Here is a 23,199-nt window from a genome sequence, read left to right on the forward strand (position 1 = left end):
TCTATAAAGACCGCTTCACTCTAAGATGAGTGCTCTATAGCAAAGACTTATACGCTAAAATCCAGTACTGAAAAACAAAAGGTGATTCTAATGACAATCTCGCAGTATTCTGCAGATTTTAATGAATTAGCAGTGGCTCTGCCAGCCTATATTCAGCAGCCAAGGCTAAAACAGCTGGCTGAGAGAATGCAGCTTGAGCTATTGGCAGCAACCGCAACATCGATATCGCCTCAAGCTAATGACATAGCGCAAAGCGCACGTATTTTGAATACCTTATATCAGACTCCGATTGCCGATGCCTCTATCCTAGTGGCTATCACTCATGAGCTGCGCCCAAAAATAATGTTGACTCGCCGAGCTGTACATATGAATAGCCATGCTGGTGAGGTCTCCTGCGCTGGTGGTAGGTACGAGATTGGCGATGGTAATAATGTGGTTACTGCTTTACGTGAAGCTTGTGAGGAGACAGCGCTACCGCCTAGTAAAGTACAGATAATCGGTCAATTACCGATACAAACTTCCAAAAGTGGGATGAGTGTCCGTCCTATAGTGGCCTTGATTGAACCGGACTTAGTGTTGGTTCCGGAGCTTGGTGAGATATCACGTATTTTTTGGGCCGACTTTGAGCGGCTTATTACTCAGCCGACCGTGGAATATACGGTGCAATATCGTACTCAAAATCAGCTGCCAGAACAGATTGCTACGCTATTGACGCCCAGCTGGCAAGTTGATGGGGAAACAGTTTGGGGTTTGACCGGGCGCGTGCTGGCCAGCTTATTAGAGACTGGGTTTGATCGTCAGCTCGAATGGTATTATCGTATAAAAAACTAGCATTATCTAGTAAGCCTTTTCTATATCAATACTTTATTTATCTTTGCCTTTCCTAGATTGAATAGGCTTTTACTAGCTAAAATGAGCCATAAAAACAGCGGCTAAAGATTATTTATAGTAATCATCGTTTTTCTTTAGCCACCAATTCATATTGTCCTGACGCTTAGCGCGAAATTGTTCTAATTTTTCTGCAACGGTACTATTATATTGTCTAGCGGTATCAAGAGTGAATAGTATAGGCACTGAGGACAATACCCCGTAGCGTATCTTCGACTTAGGTAAATCAAGACCGTCACCGATATCATCACCGACTAAAGTGCGCGTAACGCTAGCATTGACCATTTCTACAAAGCGACCACGACGGTTGTCCTCACCCATCAGCTGGCGTGGCAAGTCATGCAAGGCTTTAGCTAGTGGCTGACCCATCTTAAAATCAAGCTGCTGAATCGACAAGTAAGTGTATAACCACTCCCAACAGGCAGCCTCATTTTGTGGCAGGCGCTGCAAATCAACCCCCATCCAATAGCTGGCTAGATTCCATAGGTGCAGGATACCTTGCGCTTCCTCAGGACTAATACGTGCCCCTAAGATACGCAGACCACGCATAATCAATAGTGAAAATTGTAGGTGAGTGGCGATCATATCGCTCTGATTAATAGGTAGACCCCAATACTCAGTGTTCCAACTGCCATCAGCGTTATGATGTTGATAGCTATCAGAGATAACGCCATCAGCTCCAGTCAGCCGACCTTTAAGCAAGTTTTGGCGTACCAAAGTATGGATTTGACGGACTTTAATAGACTGACGCCAGCCCTCAGAACCTATAGCTAATACTTGGCTAATAGGAGCTTGCTCAGCGCTAGTTTTTGCCTGCGGATGTTCAGATACTGCCAAGATATAAGCATAAGTGCGCATCAACCGTGGCAGTGCATCATGCATCAGCGCACCGGTTTGGATAAGTGGTAAGGATAGGGCAGGAATACTATAGCCGGCCATCAATGCTACGTTGCGCAATAACCAAATTAGCATCAATGGATAGCGGCGATAAGCAATAGCGCCAATCTCAGCAAGCTTAGGATCGTACCAGTCGGGGTGACGACTGAACTGTTCGGCTAGTGCCATAAACGAGGGGTTAGCATTGAGATCATCAGTAAAGCTACTAACAAAACTGCCATTACTAGCCGCTTGCTGTAAGGGCTTAGCAAAGCGCACGTCATCGATAGCCAGTTGATCAGCAATAGGGTCACCGATATCATAGCCAGCTACTATCTCAGCCAATAAATCAGCTGAGATAGTAAAATTCTTAGGAAGTAAATGACGTTTTATGCGCCGCAATACTTGCAGATTACTGTGATCATCAATAGTAGTAGTGCGCCCATGACGCTGGTAACAAGAGACGGGCTGATGATGGGTTCGGTCGTTGCAGACCTTGGCAGTGCGTTTGTTATTTATACTCATCAAGTATTCTTATCATCAAGTTTAAGTCGTTAAGCGCTAGCTGTAGTTTTTATTGATTAGCCCTAATAATTTGCGCTAATGATTCGCAATAATAATGACAACTGTCTTTCATTAAGGTGAGGCTACTAAGCAGGCATAACTTCAATAAAAGCATGCTCATAGCCATCTATTACTGTAATGCAAATTCTGCAAAAACAATGTAAATATTAATGACGAGTTAAATCTACTGAGGTATTACTGATGTCATCTTTTAGGGTTACTTTAAGCATGATATAACCTGCGATACCAGAAACGATTGAACCCATGATAATGCCTAAACGCTCATCGAACACATAGTCGCCACCTTCGAATGCTAAGCCACCAATGAATAAGCTCATAGTGAAGCCAACACCGCATAATAAAGCGGCACCGTAGATTTGCTTAAAGTTCATACCGTTAGGCATTTTGGACACGCCCAGTTTGAAGATAATCCAACAGGCGATCATAACTCCCATCTGCTTACCAATGAATAAGCCTGCGGCAATACCTAAGGGTACTGAATGGAATAAATCAGCAAAGCCGGCACCTTGTAATGAGATACCCGAGTTAGCAAAAGCGAATAAGGGCAAAATTCCATAAGAAACTGTGTTCTGTAGGTCATGCTCTAGCTCTTCTAAGGGTGAGTGCTCAGGATCAGTACGATCAAACATCGGGATAAATAGCGCTAATACCACCCCGGCTAAAGTGGCATGGATACCAGATTTGAGTACCGCAATCCACATGATAATACCGATAAGTATATAAGGGGTAATGCTAGTGACGTTACGGCGATTGAGTATGTACAAGAATGGTAGACATAAGCCAGCTACCGCTAATGAGCCTAAAGACAAATCACTAGTATAAAATAAGGCAATAATTAAAATAGCGCCAATATCATCAAAAATAGCAATTGATACTAAGAACACTTTTAAAGAGTTAGGCACACGATTGCCTAACAAGCTTAGAATGCCGATAGCAAAGGCGATATCAGTAGCTGCTGGAATGGCCCAACCTTTCCAGTATTCAGGGTGATTATAGTTAAAAATGATATAAACAATAGCCGGAAAAATCATCCCCCCTAAGGCGGCGCCTGCGGGTAAGATAATTTGCTTAACATTAGATAGCTCGCCTATAAGCACTTCACGTTTTAGCTCAAGACCCACTAAAAAAAAGAAAATCGCCATCAGACCATCATTAATCCAATGATGGGCGTCTTTTGCGATTTCAAAAGCACCTATTTTGATAGCAACTGGGGCATGAATAAAAGCCTCGTACCAAACATTGAGAGGGGTATTGGCAATAATCATGGCAGCAACGGCAGCCATAGCTAGAACAATTCCGCCCGCTGCTTCATATTCAAAAAATGCCTTGAACCTTCGTAGTGCCATATTATCCTCAGTTGCTAAGTATTCAATGAACCTAAGCAAAAGTTTCAGCATTTGCTGATGCTTAGATCTATTGGTTTAAGTTGCGCATAATTCTATCAATTTAAGCTAGAAAACAAGACATACCATGTCTATCAAGCGACCAAGTAGTAAAGACAATAATAATGCGGCACTGATATTAGAGTATCGCTAGTGATGACTACTGGTGGGCCATCCTTATTATGAACTGGTATAAAATATTTTCCTTAAAATTTTTATAGTGGCCAGCTAGCACTTTACCACGCTTTTGCTGTTACTAACGCAGCAATAGATTGCTGCTTAAATAGCGTAACATACAAAATTGCTAACCACTAACCTCATAGAATATAAAGCGGTGCTACGATTATGTCTAGTGATAGAGCAAATATAATTAAGATAAATCTAGGCGACTTTTTCACCTTTTTGGCTTTTTTCACCTTTTTAACTCTATAATAGAGCATTTTTATTACCTATCCTTTTTTTTGCCTATCTTTTATCGGCTGTTTTTCTCGCAGATACCTAGGCCATTCATAACCAATATGCTATTGCTAGCATGTGTTTCTTCACAAGGCCATTTTTATGGACTTATCACTTTCTTTAGAAGTTATTTTAATGCTAACGGCAGTAGCTGCACTTGCTGGTTTTATTGATGCGATTGCTGGTGGCGGTGGGCTGCTGACTATTCCGGCAATGCTATTGGCCAATATTCCGCCAGTATTAACTTTAGGTACTAATAAGCTACAAGCTGCTTCTGGGGCACTAGCCGCCTCTATTACTATGATCAAAAAAGGCGTTGTTAAGCCGCAGCGTATCAAAGTAGCCATTATTGCCGCTTTTATAGGCTCAATTATTGGTTCAATCGCGGTACAGCTATCGCCTCCTGATTTGCTCGAAAAGCTAATACCCTTTTTGATTGCTGCTATCGGTATCTATACCTTGTTTGCGCCAAAGTTAGGTGAGGCAGAAACTACCCCGCGTATCTCAGAGGGTAAATGGCAAAAAGTTGCTGCGCCACTGATTGGTTTTTATGATGGTTATATGGGACCTGGAACCGGAATGTTTTTTGCGCTAGGTAATGTAGCTTTGCGTGGTCGCCAAATTATTGAGGCCACTGGGGCCGCAAAAGTATTGAACTTATCTACTAACATCGGCTCGCTAATATTCTTCATCTTAGGCGGTAATGTACTGTGGAAAGTGGGGCTAGCGATGATGGTCGGACAAACTATCGGCGCCTATTTTGGCTCACATATGGTGGTGAAAGGCGGTAGTAAGTTGATTCGACCCATGATTGTAGTCGTGTGTTTAGCTATGATCACTAAATATGTGTTTGGTTAACTCTTTAAAATATCTCAATAACTAAACCCATTATTTATCTACAAAATAAAACCCCCAAGCCATCATGGCTTGGGGGTTTTAAAATTAATGAAATCGTTTTAGCTGATGATTAGAACGGTATTTTAGTAAATATCTGTAATACCGTAGCATTGATAATATCAACGAAGAAAGCGCCAACCATCGGTACAATTAAGAACGCCTTTGGCGAAGGTAAGTAGCGATCGGTGACAGCCTGCATGTTCGCAATAGCGGTCGGTGTTGCACCCATACCAAAGCCACAATGACCCGCTGCCAATACAGCAGCATCGTAATCCTTGCCCATTATTCTAGAAGTTACGAAGTAAGCATATAAGATCATAACAATGGTTTGTACTAGTAATATAATTAATACCGGACCTGCTAAATCAGTTAATTGCCATAGTTTTAGAGATAATAATGCCATCGCAAGGAATAGACTTAAAGACGCATTACCAATAACGTCAATCGCTCGGTCAAACATATCGAAGTTAAACACGATAGTGAGTGAATTACGAATAATCACCCCAGCAGCTAGTGCCCAAACGAACGTTGGTAGCTGAAACCAAGTGCCTTCTGCAACGATGGTCATGATGTCGGCAATAGCCAAAGCGGCAGCGAATAGCGCTAAAGTCTCAATAGTAGAGGAGGCAGTGATAAGACGAATGTTATCGGGCTTTTCAAACATCTCTTCTTCTCGATGATCTCCATCTTCATCATGCTTGGTGCTATATAATGACTGCGCGCCAGCGACTTTTTCAGCTTTAGTCGGATTTGGATTAGCTGGTGTTGGTTGTAAACCAAGGTTTTTGATTAATCGGCGGGCAACAGGACCACCAACAATACCGCCAGCTACCAAACCATAGGTAGCAACCGCGATACCCAGTGTAGTTGCACCAACAACGCCGTACTCTTCTTCTAATACTACCCCCCATGCACCTGCAGTACCATGGCCACCAGTTAGGGAAATAGAACCCGTCACTAAGCCGAGTAAAGGATCAAGTCCAAGTGCGCTTGCCATACCGACACCGACCACATCCTGTAAAACAATAAATACGGATACTACAGCGAGAAAAATTAATAATGGGGTGCCACCGGCTTTAAGCCTACCAAAATCAGCACTAAGTCCGATAGAGGCGAAGAACATCAGCATCGTCGCAGTCTGTAGACCTTGGTGAAAGTTGAAGGTATACCCCCAAAAAATATTGAGGGAATAAACAATAATTGCTGCAACTAGACCACCTACTACAGGCTCTGGTATATTAAAGTCTTCGAGTACCTTAATATTTTTAATCATAAAGCGGCCGAGTAACAGCACTAGCGTTGCAAATATCAGGGTGTAATAGCCGTTTAAGGTAATTTCCATAACTTTTTCTCTCTAGGTACACCTATCAAGCTGAATTTAGAATAATCCTAGTCTTGTCCTAAATTTAGCCTGATTGTAAGTTTTTTAATAAGCTTCTTAGAAGCTTATTAATAGTTGTGTGTGAATTACGCAATAGTTATTAGCTGGCATGACCTTCATATCAGTACCTTTGCGCCTTCATCGAATCGGTTCAGGGATGTTCACTAGGTTTGTAATAATATTTATAACGATATTGTTGCGGTAGTTTGGTTATTTATAAGTTAGTAATACGTTTTTGCCAATTTTATAAATGCATTGTGAGTGGTACTGAAATATTATTTATCATTTAGGGTGTCTCATATCATTATTACAACATAAACAGCTGAGAAGTCCAAAAAATAATTGCCGATAATAGATAAAAAATGTATCTCGATAACGATAGTGGCAAATAAAAACCCTAGCTTAAAGTAGCTAGGGTTTTTATGCTTCATTCTGAAATGTTTTGGTTAGCAATAGCTTCCTAGTACTGAGTATTAAGCACTAAGGTTTAAGTATCTAAGCGCGGCGATCAATATTATCATACTCACTGCCCATTATGCCGTCAGTAAATACTTCAGAGAATTCACGTTCGCTATCTTCATCGATATGACCGTCAAAGACCTCTTTAGTACCTGCTTCAGGATCATTATAAATCGCTAAGTTCATTTTACCTTCGGATTTAGCCACAATAGCCGTAACTACAGCATCGCCACCGACGTTAACGGCGGTACGTAGCATATCAAGGATACGATCAACACCCAAAATAAGGGCGATACCTTCAACAGGTAAACCGACTTGTGCGAATACCATCGATAACATAATTAGTCCAACGCCTGGTACCCCAGCAGTACCAATAGAAGCCAATACCGACATCAGAATCACAGTCAGATATTCGGCAATACCCAAATCAACACCATAAATATTAGCGATAAAAATGGTCGCCGTACCTTGCATGATAGCAGTACCATCCATGTTGATGGTCGCGCCAAAAGGTATTGTAAACGAGGCTACTGAGTTATCAACCCCCATGCGCTTAGTGACTGTGCGCAAGGTAATCGGGATAGTAGCATTTGAGCTTGAAGTACTAAAAGCAAAGATTTGAACTTCGCGCATTTTAGCTAAAAAAGTTTTGACAGATAGCCCTGAGAACACCTTAAGGATAATCATCATAGTAATGAAGAAGTGAAAGGCCAATGAGGCCACTAGCACGGCTACATAACCTAGCAGTGAGATGATCAAATCTAACCCTAAGTCTGCCATAGCATTAGTCAAGAGTACAAAAACCCCGTAAGGAGCAAGGTTCATGATAATAGTGACCATCTTTAAAATGACTTCGTTAAATAGCTCTAAGCTTTTTACTAAGCCTGTAGCGGGTTTACCAACCATTAAGATACTAATACCCAATAACACCGCAAAAAAGATAATGGACAGCATATCGCCATTAGCCATAGCACTGATTGGGTTGGAGGGAATAATGTTAGCAAATACTTCCATTAATGGTGGTGCTGACTTCGCTTCAAAGGCTGCTTCTGTAGGGATATTCATGCCTTTGCCGATGCCAAGCAGTACCCCAAGGCCGATAGCAGTAGTAATTGCCAGCGCAGTAGTTACCATGTAAATAAAGAAAGTCTTAGTACCTATGCGACCAAGCAGGCGAATATCACCAATACCGCAGACCCCACAAATTAACGAAACTAGTACTAAAGGTACTACCAACATTTTTAGTGAGTTGATAAATAGTTCACCGATAATAGCAAAAAAACCATTAGTCAAATAAGTGTAAACAAAACTACCTTCGGTATTGAGATTAAAAAGATTTATAATTAGACCTAATAGGATACCGAGCGCCATGGCGAGGATAATCTTGCCCGTCAGTCCCATTCCTTTCCACATATTCTACATCCTTTTGTATACGCAATTTTTGCTAGTATAAGCCGCATTTATTCAATGCGAACGTTACTATCGCTGCTGTCACGTCTATAACATTCTATTAGTTGCCATTTACCATCGTATTTTCGCAGACAATATAAAATAATTGTTAGGGGTACTGCAAGATTTTTTTATGAATATTATTTATAGATAGGCTTTGGCTAAAGAGGATTACTACCCTGTTAATAAAATATTCTAGCCACCCGCTAAAATAGAGTGGTTGATTAAAACCTATAAAATTAGATAGTTAGACATTCTGATTATCTTTATTAGTAAACTAATATGTGTATGTATATATGAATAAGTTTAAGCAAGTAAGGTATAAAACCTTTAAGGCTAAGATAATAGAACAGCAGAGTATGTGCGGATATATAAAAAAAGCAAGATTGTCGATAGCCGACAATCTTGCTTTTTACTGCTCTTTAATAGTTTTGCCATATTTAACCGTTATCTAGCCATGGCTGTTAACTTTACCTAAGCTTGGTGATCTTCCTCGCGGCGCAAACCATCATGCCATTTTTCATTGGTTGCAGCGTCGGTGTTGCTATTATTGCTCGGTATTTGAGCAGAGGTAGGATTTTCACTGTGGTTATAACTCATGCGCTCGCTTAGCGTTGATTCCGCATCACGAGTACGATGATGAAACGCTTCATTTTTAGGCTGATTAGTGCTGAAATCAGCTTGCTGAGTCACTTCTTTAACCGTACTTTGCTCGCCGACCATTTTTACATCGCCATCAGTCTCATAGCCATGATCTGGATTGGCGTCACCTGTCTGCTGTTGTATAGGCGCAGCCGCATTATTAGTAGAGCTGCCTGCGGTAGTCGTTTGCTGCGCTTGACCAGCTAGCGTACTATTTTGAACAGCGGCATTAGTTTTTGGATGAACATTGTTTTTAAGTTGAGTTTTGTTCTTAAGTTCAGCGTAGTCAGTAAGCCTATCTACAGCGTTCTCTAAGCTATGTGGATTAAAGCGTTCTAATACTTGATCTAAATGTTCATCGAACACGTCAGTTAATAGCGAATCAAAGCGTAAAGCGTTATAACTAATGAGCTGCTCAGCCTCAGCTTCAGTGATCTCGCCACTTTGGCTGGCATGTACTACATGATCTTCAAAAGTTAAGCCCTCAAAGCTGCCTTTATGTTCAGATTTTTTGAACTTCTGCCATAAAGGTTCCATTGCCAGTAGCGTCTGATAAGCATGTTCCATGCGTCCGGTAACATCATCAGGCTCAGTATTGTAATAGACCATAGTTTTGAGGTAATCACGGAATGGGTTTTCTGCAAAGTCATCCATAAAAGTATCGCCAAGCTGACATTTTAGCTCATCACTGGCTGGGGTAAAGATGCGACCACTGGGAAAAGTGACAAAGCTGACTACGGTAGCTGCTATGCGATTAGGGAAGTTAGCAAATAAGGCCATGAAGGCTTCTTGAATAGTATATAAGCTGTGCTGTAGGGCGACCTCAGCATGTAAACGTTCGGCTTTAGACTTACTGCCATGCTGATAGAACTGCAAAATAGCGGTGGCAATAAATAAATGTCCATGAATATCTGCTAAACGGCCAGAGAGCATCTCTTTACGTTTAAGATCACCTGCCAATAAACCTAAGGCCATATCAGCAGTTAGTGCAAAGCTAGCACTCAAGCGGTTGATATGCTTATAGTAGGGCCGAGTAAAGCCGTCGGCAAAGCTAGGATAATCATTGCTGCCTCCGACATAACCAGCAATAAAGGCTCTAGCGCCACGATTAAAAGTGTAGCCTAAATGTTTAAAGAATAAAGTATCGAATTCCTTTACCGCGCTGCTCTTATCTTCGCTTTGCAGCAGTTGCAGCTCGTCAAATAGATAAGGATGACAGCGCATAGCACCTTGACCAAATATCATCAATGAGCGCGTGAGAATATTAGCGCCTTCAACGGTAATAGATACGGGAATTGCTTGATAAGGAACTGCTAAGAAATTGCGTGGCCCCATCTGAATAGCGCGACCACCGACTACATCCATACCGTCATTGACTAAATCACGCATAGTCTCAGTAGCGTAGTATTTGGCCATAGCGGTCATCACTGAAGGGGTGCCGCCTTGGTTCAATCCACAAGTGACTAAGTGGCGAAAAGCTTCTAGCATATAAGTCTGACTGGCAATGCGACTAGTAGCATCTTGCACCCCTTCAAACTTACCTACTGAAATCTTAAACTGCTCACGGACTTTGGCAAATGCGCCAACTGATAGATAAGTCATTTCGCTCGCTGAAGTAGATAGAGCGGGTAGAGAAATACCGCGACCGACACCAAGACACTCCATCAGCATTCGCCAACCGCGACCGGCGTTCTCAACACCACCGATGATGTAATCTAGGGGTATAAACACATCAGTACCATCGACTGTACCATTCATAAAAGGTGAGCCACTAGGACTATGGCGCGGTCCAGTGATTACCCCTTCGTGGTTAGCTGGGACTAGAGCACAAGTAATACCATAATCAGTTTTATTGATATCTCCTAACAGCGCTTCAGGGTCATACATCTTAAAGGCAAGACCAACCACAGTAGCGATAGGTGCTAAAGTGATCCAGCGTTTAGAGAAATTCATCCGTAGTCCGAGTACTTCCGCACCTTCGTGCATCCCATAACAGACCACACCAGTATCAGGAATGGCACCAGCGTCAGATCCGGCTTCCGGTCCTGTAAGACCAAAACAAGGGACTTCATCGCCTATCGCTAATCCCGGTAACCAGCGCTGCTTTTGCGCCTCAGTACCGTAGTGCATCAACAGCTCGCCAGGTCCTAAAGAGTTGGGAACCATACAAGTGACAGCAGCAGTTGGCGAGCGTGAGGCAATCTTACTCATCACCCGGCTCTGGGCATAAGAAGTAAAGGCTAGACCACCATATTCTTTAGGAATAATCAAACCCAAGAAGCCGTTGGCTTTTATAAACTGCCAAGCTTCTTGCGATAGCTCTTTATCTTGGTGTTGGATTTGCCATTCATCGAGCATAGTGCATAAAGTTTCCACTTCATTGTCGAGGAAGCTTTGCTCTTCTTCTGAGAGTTGCGGATAAGGATACGCAGCAAAAGTATTCCAGTCGGGCGCACCCATAAATAGCTCTTTTTCCCACCAGCTAGTACCTGCATCGAGGGCTTCGCGTTCAGTATCACTCATACTTGGCATCGCATTGCCTAAGGTCTTGTATACTGGCTTAGTGAGCAAAGATTGGCGCAGAGGAGTGATCAATAGCACTAAACATAATAGCGCAATAGGAATACCTAATATTAGCGACCATGGACTGATAATGGCGGTGACTACTACTGTGACTAGCGCTACGATACTGCCAGTGACTCTGGATAGCGACAGCAAAAAGATGGCCAAAACGACGGCTAACTGGATGATTACTGCCAAAATAAATAAGCCAATCGCCATGACGATCTCCTTAGCAAAACTTAGTTAGTTATGAATTTTAAATGAGCTATTTATAATGGTTTATTTATAATGATTTATTAGCTTATAAAACTCGCTAATAGTTATTGGCTGATCAATAGCTGACTATAGACTAATGGCTATCAAAATAATACTTTACTAAGACGAAATACTGATAAATATGTCTACTACTATGAAACTAGTTGAGCTAACTAGCAATAGTGAAAATGCTACTCTGTGTCGAAAGTGTGTATCAACTCTACTAGCTATATTATAACTAGAATGTCTATCTGATCTTATTATTTGTATTAATCAGCAGTTGCTCCTTATTAGTAGTTAATACAGCTGGGTCAATACATATTAATCAAAAGGTGGCAAGCTGCTCTCGGCATAAGATAAAGTAGTATTACGTCCAACAATGATATGGTCAATCAATGATAGATCTATTAGATCACAAGCTTTTTTTAATTCGTAAGTTAATAAGTTGTCAGCAGTGGAAGGCTGAGCATCAGTATGAGGGTGATTATGAGCGATAATTAGCTGACTGGCCCCATGATTAAGAGCATGGCGCAATACATGTTTGATACAGACTGAACAGGAGGATAGGCCACCAGTAAACAGAATCTCAAAGTTAAGTAAATTCAAGGTGTTATCTAAACATAGTACTACAAATACTTCACGAGACTCACTACGCAATTGAGTGCTAATATAGTCTTTGACTGCTGATGAACGTCCAAGGGCTTGGCCGGTCTTGAGCTGACTATTGAGATAACGAGTACCCATCTCAAGCGAAGCTAGCATTTGCGCATATTTAGCAGGACCAATGCCATGACAGGCGAGCACACTTTCTTTGGGCGCTGCTAACAGCTCAGCTAAAGTGCCAAACTGTTTGATCAAATGGCGGGCTAATTCGATAGCGGATTGCGCTTGAGTGCCAGTACGCAAAAATATGGCTAGTATCTCCGCATCAGTAAGATGAGGCGCCCCAAATTTTAATAGCTTTTCACGTGGTCGATCATCCTCATGCCAGTCTTTGATGGCCATTATCATCCCTTAGTTATAGAAAAAATGCACCGTCTTAGTAGATAAATGCGTAAAACCTTACCTAACTTATCTCATAATTGTTACTATAAGCGCAATTTTATCTTTCCCTCTTTTTTCTATTACTCTTCTATTAATTATAGTTATGTCACGCTTATGAAAAATATTGTGCTCGCTATCACAGGCGGTATTGCCGCTTATAAATCTGCTATCTTTGCTCGCCTTTTGATTAAGGCTGGGTTTGAGGTGCGCGTCATTATGACTACTGGTGCGCAGGCTTTTATCACCCCGCTAACTTTGCAAGCTTTGACTGGCAACGAAGTCCACACTTCTTTGTTGGACGAGCAAGCGGAAGCAGGGATGGGACATATCGAACTGGCTAAGTGGGCAGACTTAATTATCATAGCGCCAGCTTCGGCCAACACTTTAGCGCGTCTAGCGATGGGTATGGCAGATGATTTGCTAACCACCGTCTGTCTAGCTACCACCGCTCCAGTGATTATTGCTCCAGCGATGAACCAGCAGATGTGGGCGCATCCAGCGGTTAATCTAAACGTGCAGACGCTACGTGATATGAACTATTATCTTATCGATCCGGCTAGTGGTGAGCAGGCCTGTGGTGACGTAGGAGCAGGGCGCTTACCTGAGCCTGAACAGCTCCTGGATGCAGTGCGTTTGTTTTGCGCGCAGCAAACCACCGTCCAGCTACTGGCAGACAAAACAATAGTGATTACCGCAGGACCTACTGTCGAAGCTATCGATCCAGTGCGCTATTTATCCAATCATTCTTCTGGAAAGATGGGCTTTGCATTAGCCCGTGCTTGTGTTGAGGCAGGAGCACAAGTGATCTTAATCGTTGGTGGTAAAGTGGCTCTACCGACCCCACTGGGCGTTACGCGTATCGATGTACTGTCCGCAGAAGATATGCTTATTGCTGCGCAGCAATGTGTCGTTGGCAGCCATATCTCTATGCAGGCTAACAGCTCTTATAATAATGATAGCCATGAGCATTCTCACCAACATAATCATGCACACCAGCATGACCATTCTCACCAAGACGGTAGCTGCGATTGCCATTATGAGTATGAGTACGAGCAGTCGGATACACATACTCCAGTAGCCGCTGAACCGCAAAGCTTAGCTACTGATATTTTTATCTCAACAGCAGCTGTTGCTGATTACCGTACTGAAGAAGCTGCGCCGCAAAAAATCAAAAAGACCCAAAAGTCTATGAGTCTAAGTTTGGTCAAAAATCCTGATATTTTAGCGACTATCTCTTTGGCACATCCACAACTATTTGTAGTGGGCTTTGCTGCCGAGACGCAAGATGTTGAGCGTTATGCTCGTGATAAGTTGGTGGCTAAAGATTTGGATCTAATCGCTTGTAATGATGTGTCGCGCAAAGATATTGGTTTTGCTAGTGATGATAATGCTATGCAAGTATTTTTTGCTAAGCGCTATGAACATGAGGCAGTAACCCTTGAAAAAGCTAGCAAAGATAAAATAGCGCAGCAATTGGCTACTATTATTGGCGAGACCCTACGTCAACGTTAAATCAATTAAGCCGCTAGCAATAGAACTGACAGTGCTAGCACTGAAGAGTTATTATTGATGTTTATATTTGCATTTGCCTCGTTATTACGGGGTATTAGCGGGCTGGCAGGGAATAACAGCGTTGTTATAGTAAGAGAATACTCATGATGCCATGCAAGCGTTGTTTAGCTTATGGCATTGTGGCATTGTGACATTGTTGAGATTTTAGCCAGTAGTGGCATAGTAGTTATCAATTAGCAATCGCCGTATAGAATGTACTCTACGGCCAGTCACTCAACGCTTAAACAAATTTAACAGTATGCTGGCGACTACACTTATCACTACCATAGTGACGATTGGGAAATAAATCCTAGTATTGCCTGATTTGTATTTAATATCTCCTGGCATGTTGCCTAGCCACGAAAATGCGCTAGGAAATATCAGCCAAATGCAGCCTATAACTAACAATAAAATACCTAGAGCAATCAATATTTTTGCCATATAAAAACTGCCTTATTTAGTTATTGATAACACTATCAACTGTTCAATAGACCCTAAGTGCTTCATCAAAAAAAATCTGCTGGGCAATACGAAAAGTATTGCAATGCGCTTCAACCACATCTTCAATATCCTCTGAATAGCCGCCACCCATGACGATAGCTACTGGAATATTAGCGGCTTTTGCTTGGCGTAATACATACTCATCACGTGCCATACAGCCTTTTTGGGTTAATCCTAGCTTACCCAATTTATCAGTAGCTAACACATCGACCGCAGACTGATAAAAAATCATATCCGGTGCGACATCTTTTATCAAGCGGGGCAAAGTCTGCGCTAAAATCCGCAAATATTCTTCATCACCAGTATCATTTTCCAGCTCAATATCTAGATCAGATATCTGCTTACGAAATGGATAGTTTTTGGCACCGTGAATACTAAAGATAAATACTCGGGGCTCGTTGGCCATAATACTGGCGTTGCCGTTGCCTTGATGGACATCCAAATCTACTACTAGTATTTTTTGCGCCTGCCCGCGATCTAATAGCAAATTGCTGGCGATACAAACATCGTTGAACACACAAAATCCTTCGCCGTGATCGGCAAAGGCATGATGAGTACCGCCTGCGACGTTCATTGCTACCCCATATTGTTGGGCATATAAGGCACATTCATAAGTAGCATGAGCAATATGTCGACCACGATCTACTAAATTGGGGGTCATCTCAAAGCCAATCGGTCGCGCTTCTTTTGCACTCAAGGTTTGGGTTTTTAGTTTGTACCAATATTCAGCAGTATGAGTAGTCAAGATCTCCTCTTCGGACAAGCGTTTAGGGGCGAAGAAGTTAGCGCTAGTGATGGTTCCTTCTGCTAATAGACGCTCTGGAATCATAGTGTACTTCTGCATCGGAAAACGATGCTTTTCAGGTACTGCATAACGAAAAACTTCAGAGTAGGCAATTTTTAACATAATTTTAGTCTGTCATTTTAAGAGCGTTGGCTAATAAAGGGCTTTAGGAAGAAATTTATTTTAATAACAGTTAACTAGCAAGCTAAAGCGCCCTTATCCGGCGCTTATTATTTTTTGGTATAACTAAAAAAATATTTGGGCCTAAGCTTGTTTACTACCGCTCAAATGCTCTGGGGCGATACTGAGTATAATGGTATGGCTTATTGTGGCAATAGCTTTTTAGCTAATCGATAAAGCTTTAACCGTAATGTCAGCTGTGAAAACTAAAACTCTCTTTAATGGTCGGCTGATTATAAAAGGCTTGCAGCATCTGTCTAATATGGGCGCTGACCCAAGGATTATTGATAGCGTCTTGTACTAGAGGAAGCAGTGCAGTGCTCAATTGTGTCACTGCTAGCTCATCGACATTTAGGCTACTCGCTAAGCTGGCAAAAGTATCAGCTTGATGATTGTCGTACCAAGTCGCTACTCCAGCATTGATTAAACTATGCAAATAAGGCGACACTCTTAAGCGCTCATAGCTCTGCTGGACACTAGCTTCAATATGATGAATGCTTCCAGTGTCAGGATCGGCGTTCAAATATGTCTGTATATGGCTGACTGGTTGATCCTTAATACGCCCCCATCCGCTAGTCAACAGACGAGCGACCTCTTGATTGGAAAGATGTTGTTGAGCATTGACTTCTGCACGGCGAGCTAAATCTTTGATGTTACGATTGAGATAAGTTTGCAGCTTTTCATCCAAACTACGATTGGTGGCTTTTTCAAAAGAGCTGCGGCCCATTTTCATCAATTTACCAACGCCACCAGCTTTTTCTAAAGTACTTTCCATAAAGTCATTGATAGCATGATAGAGCGTTTGGGTCAGTAAATCAGCAAAGGTATCGTTGCCTATCAAGGTATGGATGAGCATAGTGCGCTGCTGCTCATGACTACCAATATAATTGGCCAAGGTATCGATTTGGCTATCGTCAATCAGTTCAGACAACGGCACAGTATCATTAGCTGGATGATAAATAACTTGCTGCAAAATATCACGAATATCAGCACGCACAACTTTGCTCATCGGTTGACTCAACAGCCAGTCATTTATTAAGTGCTGTAAATCTTCTCCACGGACATAATGACTCATCGGTTGCTCGCCAAGCCACTGCCAAGCTTGTAGGGCTAAAGGCTGAGCTTGTTGATGTAACCAGTGCTGCATAAAGGCTACTTGTGCCTCAATGAGCTGATCGGTATTTGAGAGCTTTACAGAATTAGACGTCATAGAGTCTGGGCTGTCTTTTGGGGTCAGGTCTTGGGTATCTTTTAGGGTCATAGTCATCGACAATTTGTTATACTGTATGTGATAGTGAGCATAGCGTATTATGCCATCAAGATAGTATCTTTTTATGGTGAATATTTATTGCTCGCTCAAGTAAAATATAAGAGGTTTAGATAACTGTAATGTCTCTATCTGCAATGGTCACTAGCGCGCCATCTATACTACAGTTTGAGCAGTTGACCGTTCAGCGTGGGGAAATCCCTTTGTGTGAGCAAGTCAAATTATGCTTAACAACTGGTAATATCTGTCATTTAATCGGTGCAAATGGTACGGGCAAAACGACCTTGCTTATGCAGCTGGCAGGCCTATTGCCAGTATTAATAGGCGAAGTCAGTTATTTAGGATTAGCAGGACTACCAGTGCAGCCTTTATACGTTTCGCACCAGTTGGGTATTAACTCAAGTTTGACAGTGGCACAAAACCTGACGTTTTTGCTGAATTTATATGGTATTAGCCCTAGCCATGCTGATATTGACGAGGCTCTAGATTGGGTAGGGTTGCAAGGCTTTGAAACTATTAGTTCAAGCCATTTGTCAGCAGGTCAAACCCGGCGCATTACTTTAGCTCGATTGTATCTATTGACTCCAGCAATCACCCCCTTATGGTTGCTCGATGAGCCTTTTACGGCACTTGATGTTGATATGGTGATCCGAATGGAGACTCGGCTACGTGAGTTTGCCGATGCAGGCGGAGCGATAGTGATGACTAGCCATCAACCCGTAGGCGTGGCTAACCAAGTACTTGATTTGTCAGAGTACATGGCATGATTAGGGTGAACAGTAGCAGTTCCAAGGATAAACTATGATAGATAGCCGACTAGCAGAGAGCTCAACTGCTGATAATAGAATAACTGTGCTCAATATCGATAATATGACTGAGCTAAAAGCGGTGCAGGGTATTGAGCCACGTAGTATCAGCTTTATGCAGCTTTGGCGTCGCGAATGGCAAGTCAAGCAGCAAGGCGCAGTGCAGTGGCTATATCCTTTAGTACTGTTTCTGGTCATTGTTACTTTGTTTCCATTAGCAGTCGGTAGTGAGCCTGAGCTACTGAAGCGTTTAGCAGTGTCAGCGGTGTGGATTGCCGCCCTATTGTCATTAGTGATGGGCGTTGATGGTTTGTTTAAGCCGGCGCTCGATAACGGTACTTTGGCGCAGTTAGTAGTAGCCAAAGCGTCGTTGCCATTATGGGTGCTTATTCGTCTAGCTATTCATTGGTTATTTAGTAGCGGTATTGTGGCGTTGCTGAGCTTGCTGGCGGTGCCATTGTTTCAGCTGAGTTGGTTTGAAGCCGGTATTTTGATGTTGTCTATCATAGTGGGTAGTCCTATGCTGTTGATGCTCTCAGCAGTAGCCAGTAGCTTAACCTTATCGCTGAAAAACGGGGCCGTACTAGTGCCACTGATCGCCTTACCAATGCAGCTACCAGTACTGATTTTTGCCACTGGCGCAGTAGATTTATTTGCCACTGGTCTTAATGGATTACCTATTTTAGCCTTGCTATTAGCCGGTAGTATTATCTCAGTATTAGTGATGCCTTGGGTTATAGCGCTGACCCTAAAAATGTCATGGCTTAATTAAGGCATGTGCACTTTCTTAACATCTTATCACTTAGCGGACGCATTAACATCGTGGTGCAAAGCGCCAATTTTGTTATAATGATTGGTTAGATCATTAGTTATATATCCTGTCAGTATTTAACGCCGGTAGGTTAAGTCGATATTAGTATTAGCCACTTAGACGGCACCTTACTATATCTTTTTTAATCACACGCTGTGCAATAGGTCCATCCTCATGCCCAACCTGAATAATAGATCAACCCCCAGCCTATGGCAGCGTATTTGGCAAGGTTTCTTGACCACTGTAGGTACTAAGCAATTCTTCCATATGTTCGCCCCTTGGGTCAAATGGCTCGCTATTTTAGCGGCTATCTGCCTAGCTATTGGTAGCATTTGGGGTTTAGCTTTTGCGCCACCTGATTATTTACAAGGTAATAGCTATCGGATTATTTTTATCCATGTGCCAGCGGCTAGCATCGCCATTTCCATCTATTTTGCCCTAGCAGTACTAGGAGTCATTTATCTAGTTTGGAAGATAAAGACTGCCAACTTAGTGGCGCAAGCATTAGCGCCTATTGGCTTTTTACTATGCGTGATTAGTCTGTTTACTGGTTCTATTTGGGCTAAGCCAACTTGGGGCACCTATTGGGTTTGGGATGCTCGTCTGACTTCTATGCTGATTTTAGCATTTCTATATGCTGGAGTAATGGCACTGTTCGCCGCCTTTGAGCATACCGCTAACCGTGGTAAAGCGGCGGCTATACTGTCCATCGTCGGTGCGGTGAATCTGCCCATTATCAAATACTCAGTTGAGTGGTGGAATACTCTACACCAAGGCGCAACTTTTACTTTAACCGAAGCGCCAAAGATGTCTGCGGATATGTGGATGCCCTTATTGTTGATGATTATTGGCAGCTATTTACTAGTAGCGACCTTAGTGATTTATCGGACTAATACCTTGATTCTATATCGTGATCAAGGTAAAGCTTGGGTAAAAGAGTACATCCGTAAGCAAAATAAATAAGCTTCTATAGCATCATTGCCAAGGTTATTGTCGCCTAGCGTCTAAAAGAATAAAGTTTTAGGAGTATAATATGCAACCCTATTTTTATAGCTTATCTGAGTTTTTTGCTATGGGTAAGCATGGTGTTTTTGTTTGGTCATGTTGGGCGCTTACCTTTGGTATGATGCTTATTTTCATTATCTATAGTCGTAAACAAAGACGAGCACTTATCAAGCAGCTCACGATTCAGCAAGCAAGGCAAGCACAGCGTAGACCTACTACTAGCAAGCCCTCAAATTATTGATTTTATTATTAATTAAGGATTTTTTTAGTAGACTAGTAGTATTTGTAAGAGGCTGTTGATTTATAGTAAAAAAGTTACCATATAGCTATCATAAAGGCGTGCTTGGCACTATAACGACTAGTAACGCCTAAGATATTTTCTGTGCAGTAGTCACGCATTAATGAGGTAGTAGTATGAACGCAGTTCGGCGCAAAAAACTCATGTGGGTTTTCTTTACACTGGCTGGTGCGGCGGTGGCAGTAGTACTCGTACTGTATGCTATTGGACAGCAGACTGATTACTATTTTGATCCTACTGCTATCGCCCAAGGTGACGCACCACAAGATAAGCGTATTCGTGCTGGTGGTATGGTAGTAGCGGGTAGTGTGCAGCGTGCAGCAGATAATCCATTAAATGTAGAGTTTGCTATTACTGACTTTAAATCAACAGTGCCCGTTACTTATCAAGGTATTTTACCGGATTTGTTTGCTGAAAATTCTGGAGTAGTGGCTACAGGTAAAATGCAAGGTGATACTTTTGTCGCAGGTGAAGTGTTGGCTAAGCATGATGAGAACTATATGCCACCAGAAGTCGCCAAATCACTAAAAGAGAATAATCGCCAAACTACTATTGCTGCCTCTGAGCAGTACAATCCTGCCGAGCCAGTTCATGAGAGTAAGACGCTTGTACAATAATGCTTAGTGGCTCAATAGTTAGGCTATTTAAACCACTTAAGCTAAGTTAGCCGTTAGTCTAAGCCGCAAAAAAGCCACTGATAATATTATCAGTGGCTTTTTTATCAGCTAAATTTTATCAAAATATTTACAGTACTAAACTTTGGCAGTAGCAGGCTGTTACCATCAATCGTCCCATTCAGGAGTATAGTCTGGGTGCTCAATCTTGCGCCCATCACTACGCGCAAGGCTATCGATTTGCTGCAGTTCATCTGCACTAAGCTGTACCTTAATAGCGTCTAAATTGCCTTGTAGATGCTCAGGATTAGCGGTCTTTGGAATAGCTACTCGGTGTTTATCTGACAAGATCCAAGCCAAAGATATCTGTGCTGGAGTAACATTATGAGTATCAGCAATACTTTTTATCACTTCATTATCAAAAACATCACCACGCGCCAACGGCGAATAGGCTTCTAACAAAATGTGATGATTGGCTAAAAAGGTCTGCAGAGTATGTTGTTTAATAAACGGATGAAACTCGACTTGGTTGACCACAATTGGCACATCAGCGTATTTTTGAGCTTCGAGTAGATGAGCAATATTAAAGTTGGAAACCCCAATATTACGAGTTAATCCTTGTTTTTGTAACTCGCACAACATTGGAATAGTCTCAGACAAAGGCACTCGATCATCAGGCCAATGCAACAGTAATAAATCTAGATAATCAGTATCGAGATTTTCTAAGGAGCTTTTAGCTGCTGCTAACAACTTCTCGGGCTGAAACTTTAAATCATCAGGAAATATTTTAGTAGTCAAAAAGAATTTATCACGGCCAACGCCTGACTGCTTGATACCTTGGCCGACTTCTTTCTCATTACCATAAGCTTGAGCCGTATCGATATGCTCATAGCCCATTTGCAAGGCTTTACTCACCACTTCAACGCAGTCAGCTCCTGTTGATTGCCAAGTGCCTAGGCCTAATACTGGAATTTGTGCTTGACCGGCGCTGCGCATGTTATAGGTCTTAGTACTCATTTTATTATCCTTATGATTTTATAAAGCCAGCAATTGATCGAAATGGTTGTAGCTGCGAATTTATAGCTAGCTTTAATTTTAGGCTATTGCTTATGCAAAGCATTTTTTATAATAAAAATGCGACTGATCCACTATAAGAAGAATTTATATAAAACTAAAGGGCTAGCGATACTTCCCTACAAAGGACAAACAAGGCGTTAACGTCATTCGCCAGTAATAGATAGTGTTTATCGAAGCATTTAACTAGTATTAAACACAGCACAAAAAAAAGCCCAGTACCAATGGGTAGTGGGCGTTTTTAGTAGCGGTTAGCTGTAATGATACTTTTATAAAGGTATTTTTATAAAAGTATCTACTCTATTACTAAAAGTATAGCTGCTAAAATCTCAGTCACTAAAATGTAAGGCAGTTCTACTTAGCTGGTGTAGCAGCAATTTCAGCAGTAGCAGGTGCCTTGGCAGCAGTAGCTGTAACTGCGGTCTCGTTACCCATCCAGATTTTTGGAAATTTGTAGCCTGGGAAAGTATCATTAGCATACTTTTTAAAGGTGTCAGAGTTATAAGCTTCAGTGACATCTTTAACCCATTTTTTCGAAACATCTGCTGCTTTTATTGCTGACCAGTTCACATAAGCGAAGCTTGGCTCTTGATATAAAGCTTCAGTCAATTTGATACCAGCATCAGTGGCATAGTTACCATTAATGATAGCAAAATCAACTTCATCACGAGCACGTGGTAGCTGAGCGGCTTCTAACTCAACGATTTTGATTTCGTATTTGCTGTTATCAGCGATGTCAGACTTTGCCGCTGTTAAAGGATCGATATCATCCTTTAGTGTGATCCAGCCTAGCTCACTCATCATCACTAAGGCGCGCGCAAAGTTACTCGGGTCATTAGGTGCAGAGACACTCATGCCTTTATATACTTCTTCGATTTTGGTTTTTTTACCAGAATAGACGCCAAGAGGCGCAGTAGGGACTTGGAATAATTCTATCAAATCAAGCTTGTTCTCAGCTTTAAAAGTATCTAAATAAGGCTTGTGCTGGAAGATGTTGATATCTAAGTCGCCATCAGCCAAAGCTAAGTTAGGACGCACATAGTCAGTAAAAGTAATCAGTTCAACTTCATAGCCTTGTGCTTCGAGTGAGCCTTTGACTTGGTTACGAACCATATCAGCAAAGTCACCTTCAGTAGTACCGATAATTATTTTTTTGTGGTCAGGATCGATGTCGCTAGTAGCGGCTACTGTAGTTTCACTTTCAGTAACGGGTGCTTTAGTAGTTTCTGGTGCTGATGAGTTATTACAACCAACAAGTACTAGACCTGATACGCCAACAGTTGCTAGAGCAGTTGCCAACTGACGGCTAATATCTATTAATTTCATGGGTGTTCCTTAATAAGAAAATAGAGTAAATATAACAAAGTTTTGATCAAGATTAATAACGGACAAACAGGCCTTACTTAAAATGCATATAAGTTAGCCATTAAAA

19 protein-coding genes are annotated in these 23,199 nt (G+C 42.0%); 8 read left to right on the forward strand and 11 right to left on the reverse strand.

The genetic code is table 11. The features are described 5' to 3' along the window. The first annotated feature begins 90 nt into the window (after positions 1-90). The gene (locus tag KPY62_RS10505; protein ID WP_216581936.1) at positions 91-831 is read left to right on the forward strand and encodes an NUDIX hydrolase; all 741 of its coding nucleotides are present in this window, start codon (positions 91-93) and stop codon (positions 829-831) included. A 108-nt stretch (positions 832-939) separates the two neighbouring features. Here KPY62_RS10505 and KPY62_RS10510 read toward each other — a convergent pair whose 3' ends face one another. Both KPY62_RS10510 and nhaA read right to left on the reverse strand, forming a co-directional pair. Further along, on the reverse strand, positions 940-2,289 hold the full coding sequence (locus tag KPY62_RS10510) for an oxygenase MpaB family protein (RefSeq protein WP_216581937.1): 1,350 nt from the start codon (positions 2,287-2,289) through the stop codon (positions 940-942). A gap of 206 nt (positions 2,290-2,495) precedes the next feature. After that, positions 2,496-3,695, reverse strand: a complete 1,200-nt coding sequence (gene nhaA, locus KPY62_RS10515) for a Na+/H+ antiporter NhaA (RefSeq protein WP_216581938.1) — start codon at positions 3,693-3,695, stop codon at positions 2,496-2,498. Positions 3,696-4,289: 594 nt separating this feature from the next. Between nhaA and KPY62_RS10520 the strand changes: the two genes are divergently transcribed. Continuing rightward, positions 4,290-5,045: a TSUP family transporter gene (locus KPY62_RS10520; RefSeq protein ID WP_216581939.1), complete on the forward strand. Its 756-nt coding sequence runs from the start codon at positions 4,290-4,292 to the stop codon at positions 5,043-5,045. A 109-nt stretch (positions 5,046-5,154) separates the two neighbouring features. Here the strand turns inward: KPY62_RS10520 and gltS are convergent, their stop codons facing one another. The 4 genes from gltS to radC all read right to left on the reverse strand — a co-directional run bounded on the left by gltS (position 5,155) and on the right by radC (position 12,837). After that, positions 5,155-6,426: a sodium/glutamate symporter gene (gene gltS, locus KPY62_RS10525; RefSeq protein ID WP_216581940.1), complete on the reverse strand. Its 1,272-nt coding sequence runs from the start codon at positions 6,424-6,426 to the stop codon at positions 5,155-5,157. A 534-nt stretch (positions 6,427-6,960) separates the two neighbouring features. Next, positions 6,961-8,337 carry a dicarboxylate/amino acid:cation symporter gene (locus KPY62_RS10530; RefSeq protein WP_216581941.1) on the reverse strand — a complete coding sequence of 459 codons (1,377 nt, stop codon included), beginning with the start codon at positions 8,335-8,337 and terminating at the stop codon, positions 6,961-6,963. 510 nt (positions 8,338-8,847) lie between these two features. Further along, entirely contained in the window at positions 8,848-11,796 is a 2,949-nt protein-coding gene (locus tag KPY62_RS10535; protein WP_216581942.1) for an acyl-CoA dehydrogenase, read from the reverse strand. Between the two features lie 357 nt (positions 11,797-12,153). Then, a complete protein-coding gene (gene radC / locus KPY62_RS10540) occupies positions 12,154-12,837 on the reverse strand; it encodes a RadC family protein (RefSeq protein ID WP_216581943.1) in 684 nt (227 codons plus the stop codon). Between the two features lie 153 nt (positions 12,838-12,990). Between radC and coaBC the strand changes: the two genes are divergently transcribed. Then, on the forward strand, positions 12,991-14,388 hold the full coding sequence (gene coaBC / locus KPY62_RS10545; RefSeq protein WP_216581944.1) for a bifunctional phosphopantothenoylcysteine decarboxylase/phosphopantothenate--cysteine ligase CoaBC: 1,398 nt from the start codon (positions 12,991-12,993) through the stop codon (positions 14,386-14,388). Between the two features lie 273 nt (positions 14,389-14,661). Here the strand turns inward: coaBC and KPY62_RS10550 are convergent, their stop codons facing one another. The 3 genes from KPY62_RS10550 to KPY62_RS10560 all read right to left on the reverse strand — a co-directional run bounded on the left by KPY62_RS10550 (position 14,662) and on the right by KPY62_RS10560 (position 17,153). Continuing rightward, complete coding sequence (locus tag KPY62_RS10550) at positions 14,662-14,868, reverse strand: DUF2905 domain-containing protein (protein ID WP_216581945.1); 207 nt, start codon at positions 14,866-14,868, stop codon at positions 14,662-14,664. 43 nt (positions 14,869-14,911) lie between these two features. Beyond that, complete coding sequence (locus KPY62_RS10555) at positions 14,912-15,835, reverse strand: histone deacetylase (protein WP_216581946.1); 924 nt, start codon at positions 15,833-15,835, stop codon at positions 14,912-14,914. A 250-nt stretch (positions 15,836-16,085) separates the two neighbouring features. Beyond that, positions 16,086-17,153, reverse strand: coding sequence for a hypothetical protein (locus KPY62_RS10560; protein WP_216581947.1), 1,068 nt, complete (start codon positions 17,151-17,153; stop codon positions 16,086-16,088). Between the two features lie 128 nt (positions 17,154-17,281). Between KPY62_RS10560 and ccmA the strand changes: the two genes are divergently transcribed. From ccmA to ccmE, 5 genes are all read left to right on the forward strand, one after another. Then, a complete protein-coding gene (gene ccmA, locus KPY62_RS10565) occupies positions 17,282-17,926 on the forward strand; it encodes a heme ABC exporter ATP-binding protein CcmA (protein WP_228730659.1) in 645 nt (214 codons plus the stop codon). Between the two features lie 154 nt (positions 17,927-18,080). Further along, positions 18,081-18,737 carry a heme exporter protein CcmB gene (locus KPY62_RS10570; protein WP_216583328.1) on the forward strand — a complete coding sequence of 219 codons (657 nt, stop codon included), beginning with the start codon at positions 18,081-18,083 and terminating at the stop codon, positions 18,735-18,737. Between the two features lie 213 nt (positions 18,738-18,950). Then, positions 18,951-19,739, forward strand: coding sequence for a heme ABC transporter permease (locus KPY62_RS10575; protein WP_216581948.1), 789 nt, complete (start codon positions 18,951-18,953; stop codon positions 19,737-19,739). A gap of 70 nt (positions 19,740-19,809) precedes the next feature. Further along, positions 19,810-20,022 (forward strand): heme exporter protein CcmD, encoded by a 213-nt coding sequence (gene ccmD, locus KPY62_RS10580; RefSeq protein WP_216581949.1) that lies wholly within the window; start codon positions 19,810-19,812, stop codon positions 20,020-20,022. A 173-nt stretch (positions 20,023-20,195) separates the two neighbouring features. After that, entirely contained in the window at positions 20,196-20,696 is a 501-nt protein-coding gene (gene ccmE / locus KPY62_RS10585; RefSeq protein ID WP_216581950.1) for a cytochrome c maturation protein CcmE, read from the forward strand. 165 nt (positions 20,697-20,861) lie between these two features. Here the strand turns inward: ccmE and KPY62_RS10590 are convergent, their stop codons facing one another. Together KPY62_RS10590 and KPY62_RS10595 are read right to left on the reverse strand one after the other, a co-directional pair. Further along, positions 20,862-21,710 (reverse strand): aldo/keto reductase, encoded by an 849-nt coding sequence (locus tag KPY62_RS10590; protein WP_216581951.1) that lies wholly within the window; start codon positions 21,708-21,710, stop codon positions 20,862-20,864. A gap of 411 nt (positions 21,711-22,121) precedes the next feature. Continuing rightward, positions 22,122-23,093, reverse strand: coding sequence for a MetQ/NlpA family ABC transporter substrate-binding protein (locus tag KPY62_RS10595; RefSeq protein WP_216581952.1), 972 nt, complete (start codon positions 23,091-23,093; stop codon positions 22,122-22,124). Positions 23,094-23,199 lie beyond the last annotated feature (106 nt).

It is taken from the genome of Psychrobacter sp. TAE2020 (assembly GCF_018919485.1).
GTDB lineage: Bacteria > Pseudomonadota > Gammaproteobacteria > Pseudomonadales > Moraxellaceae > Psychrobacter.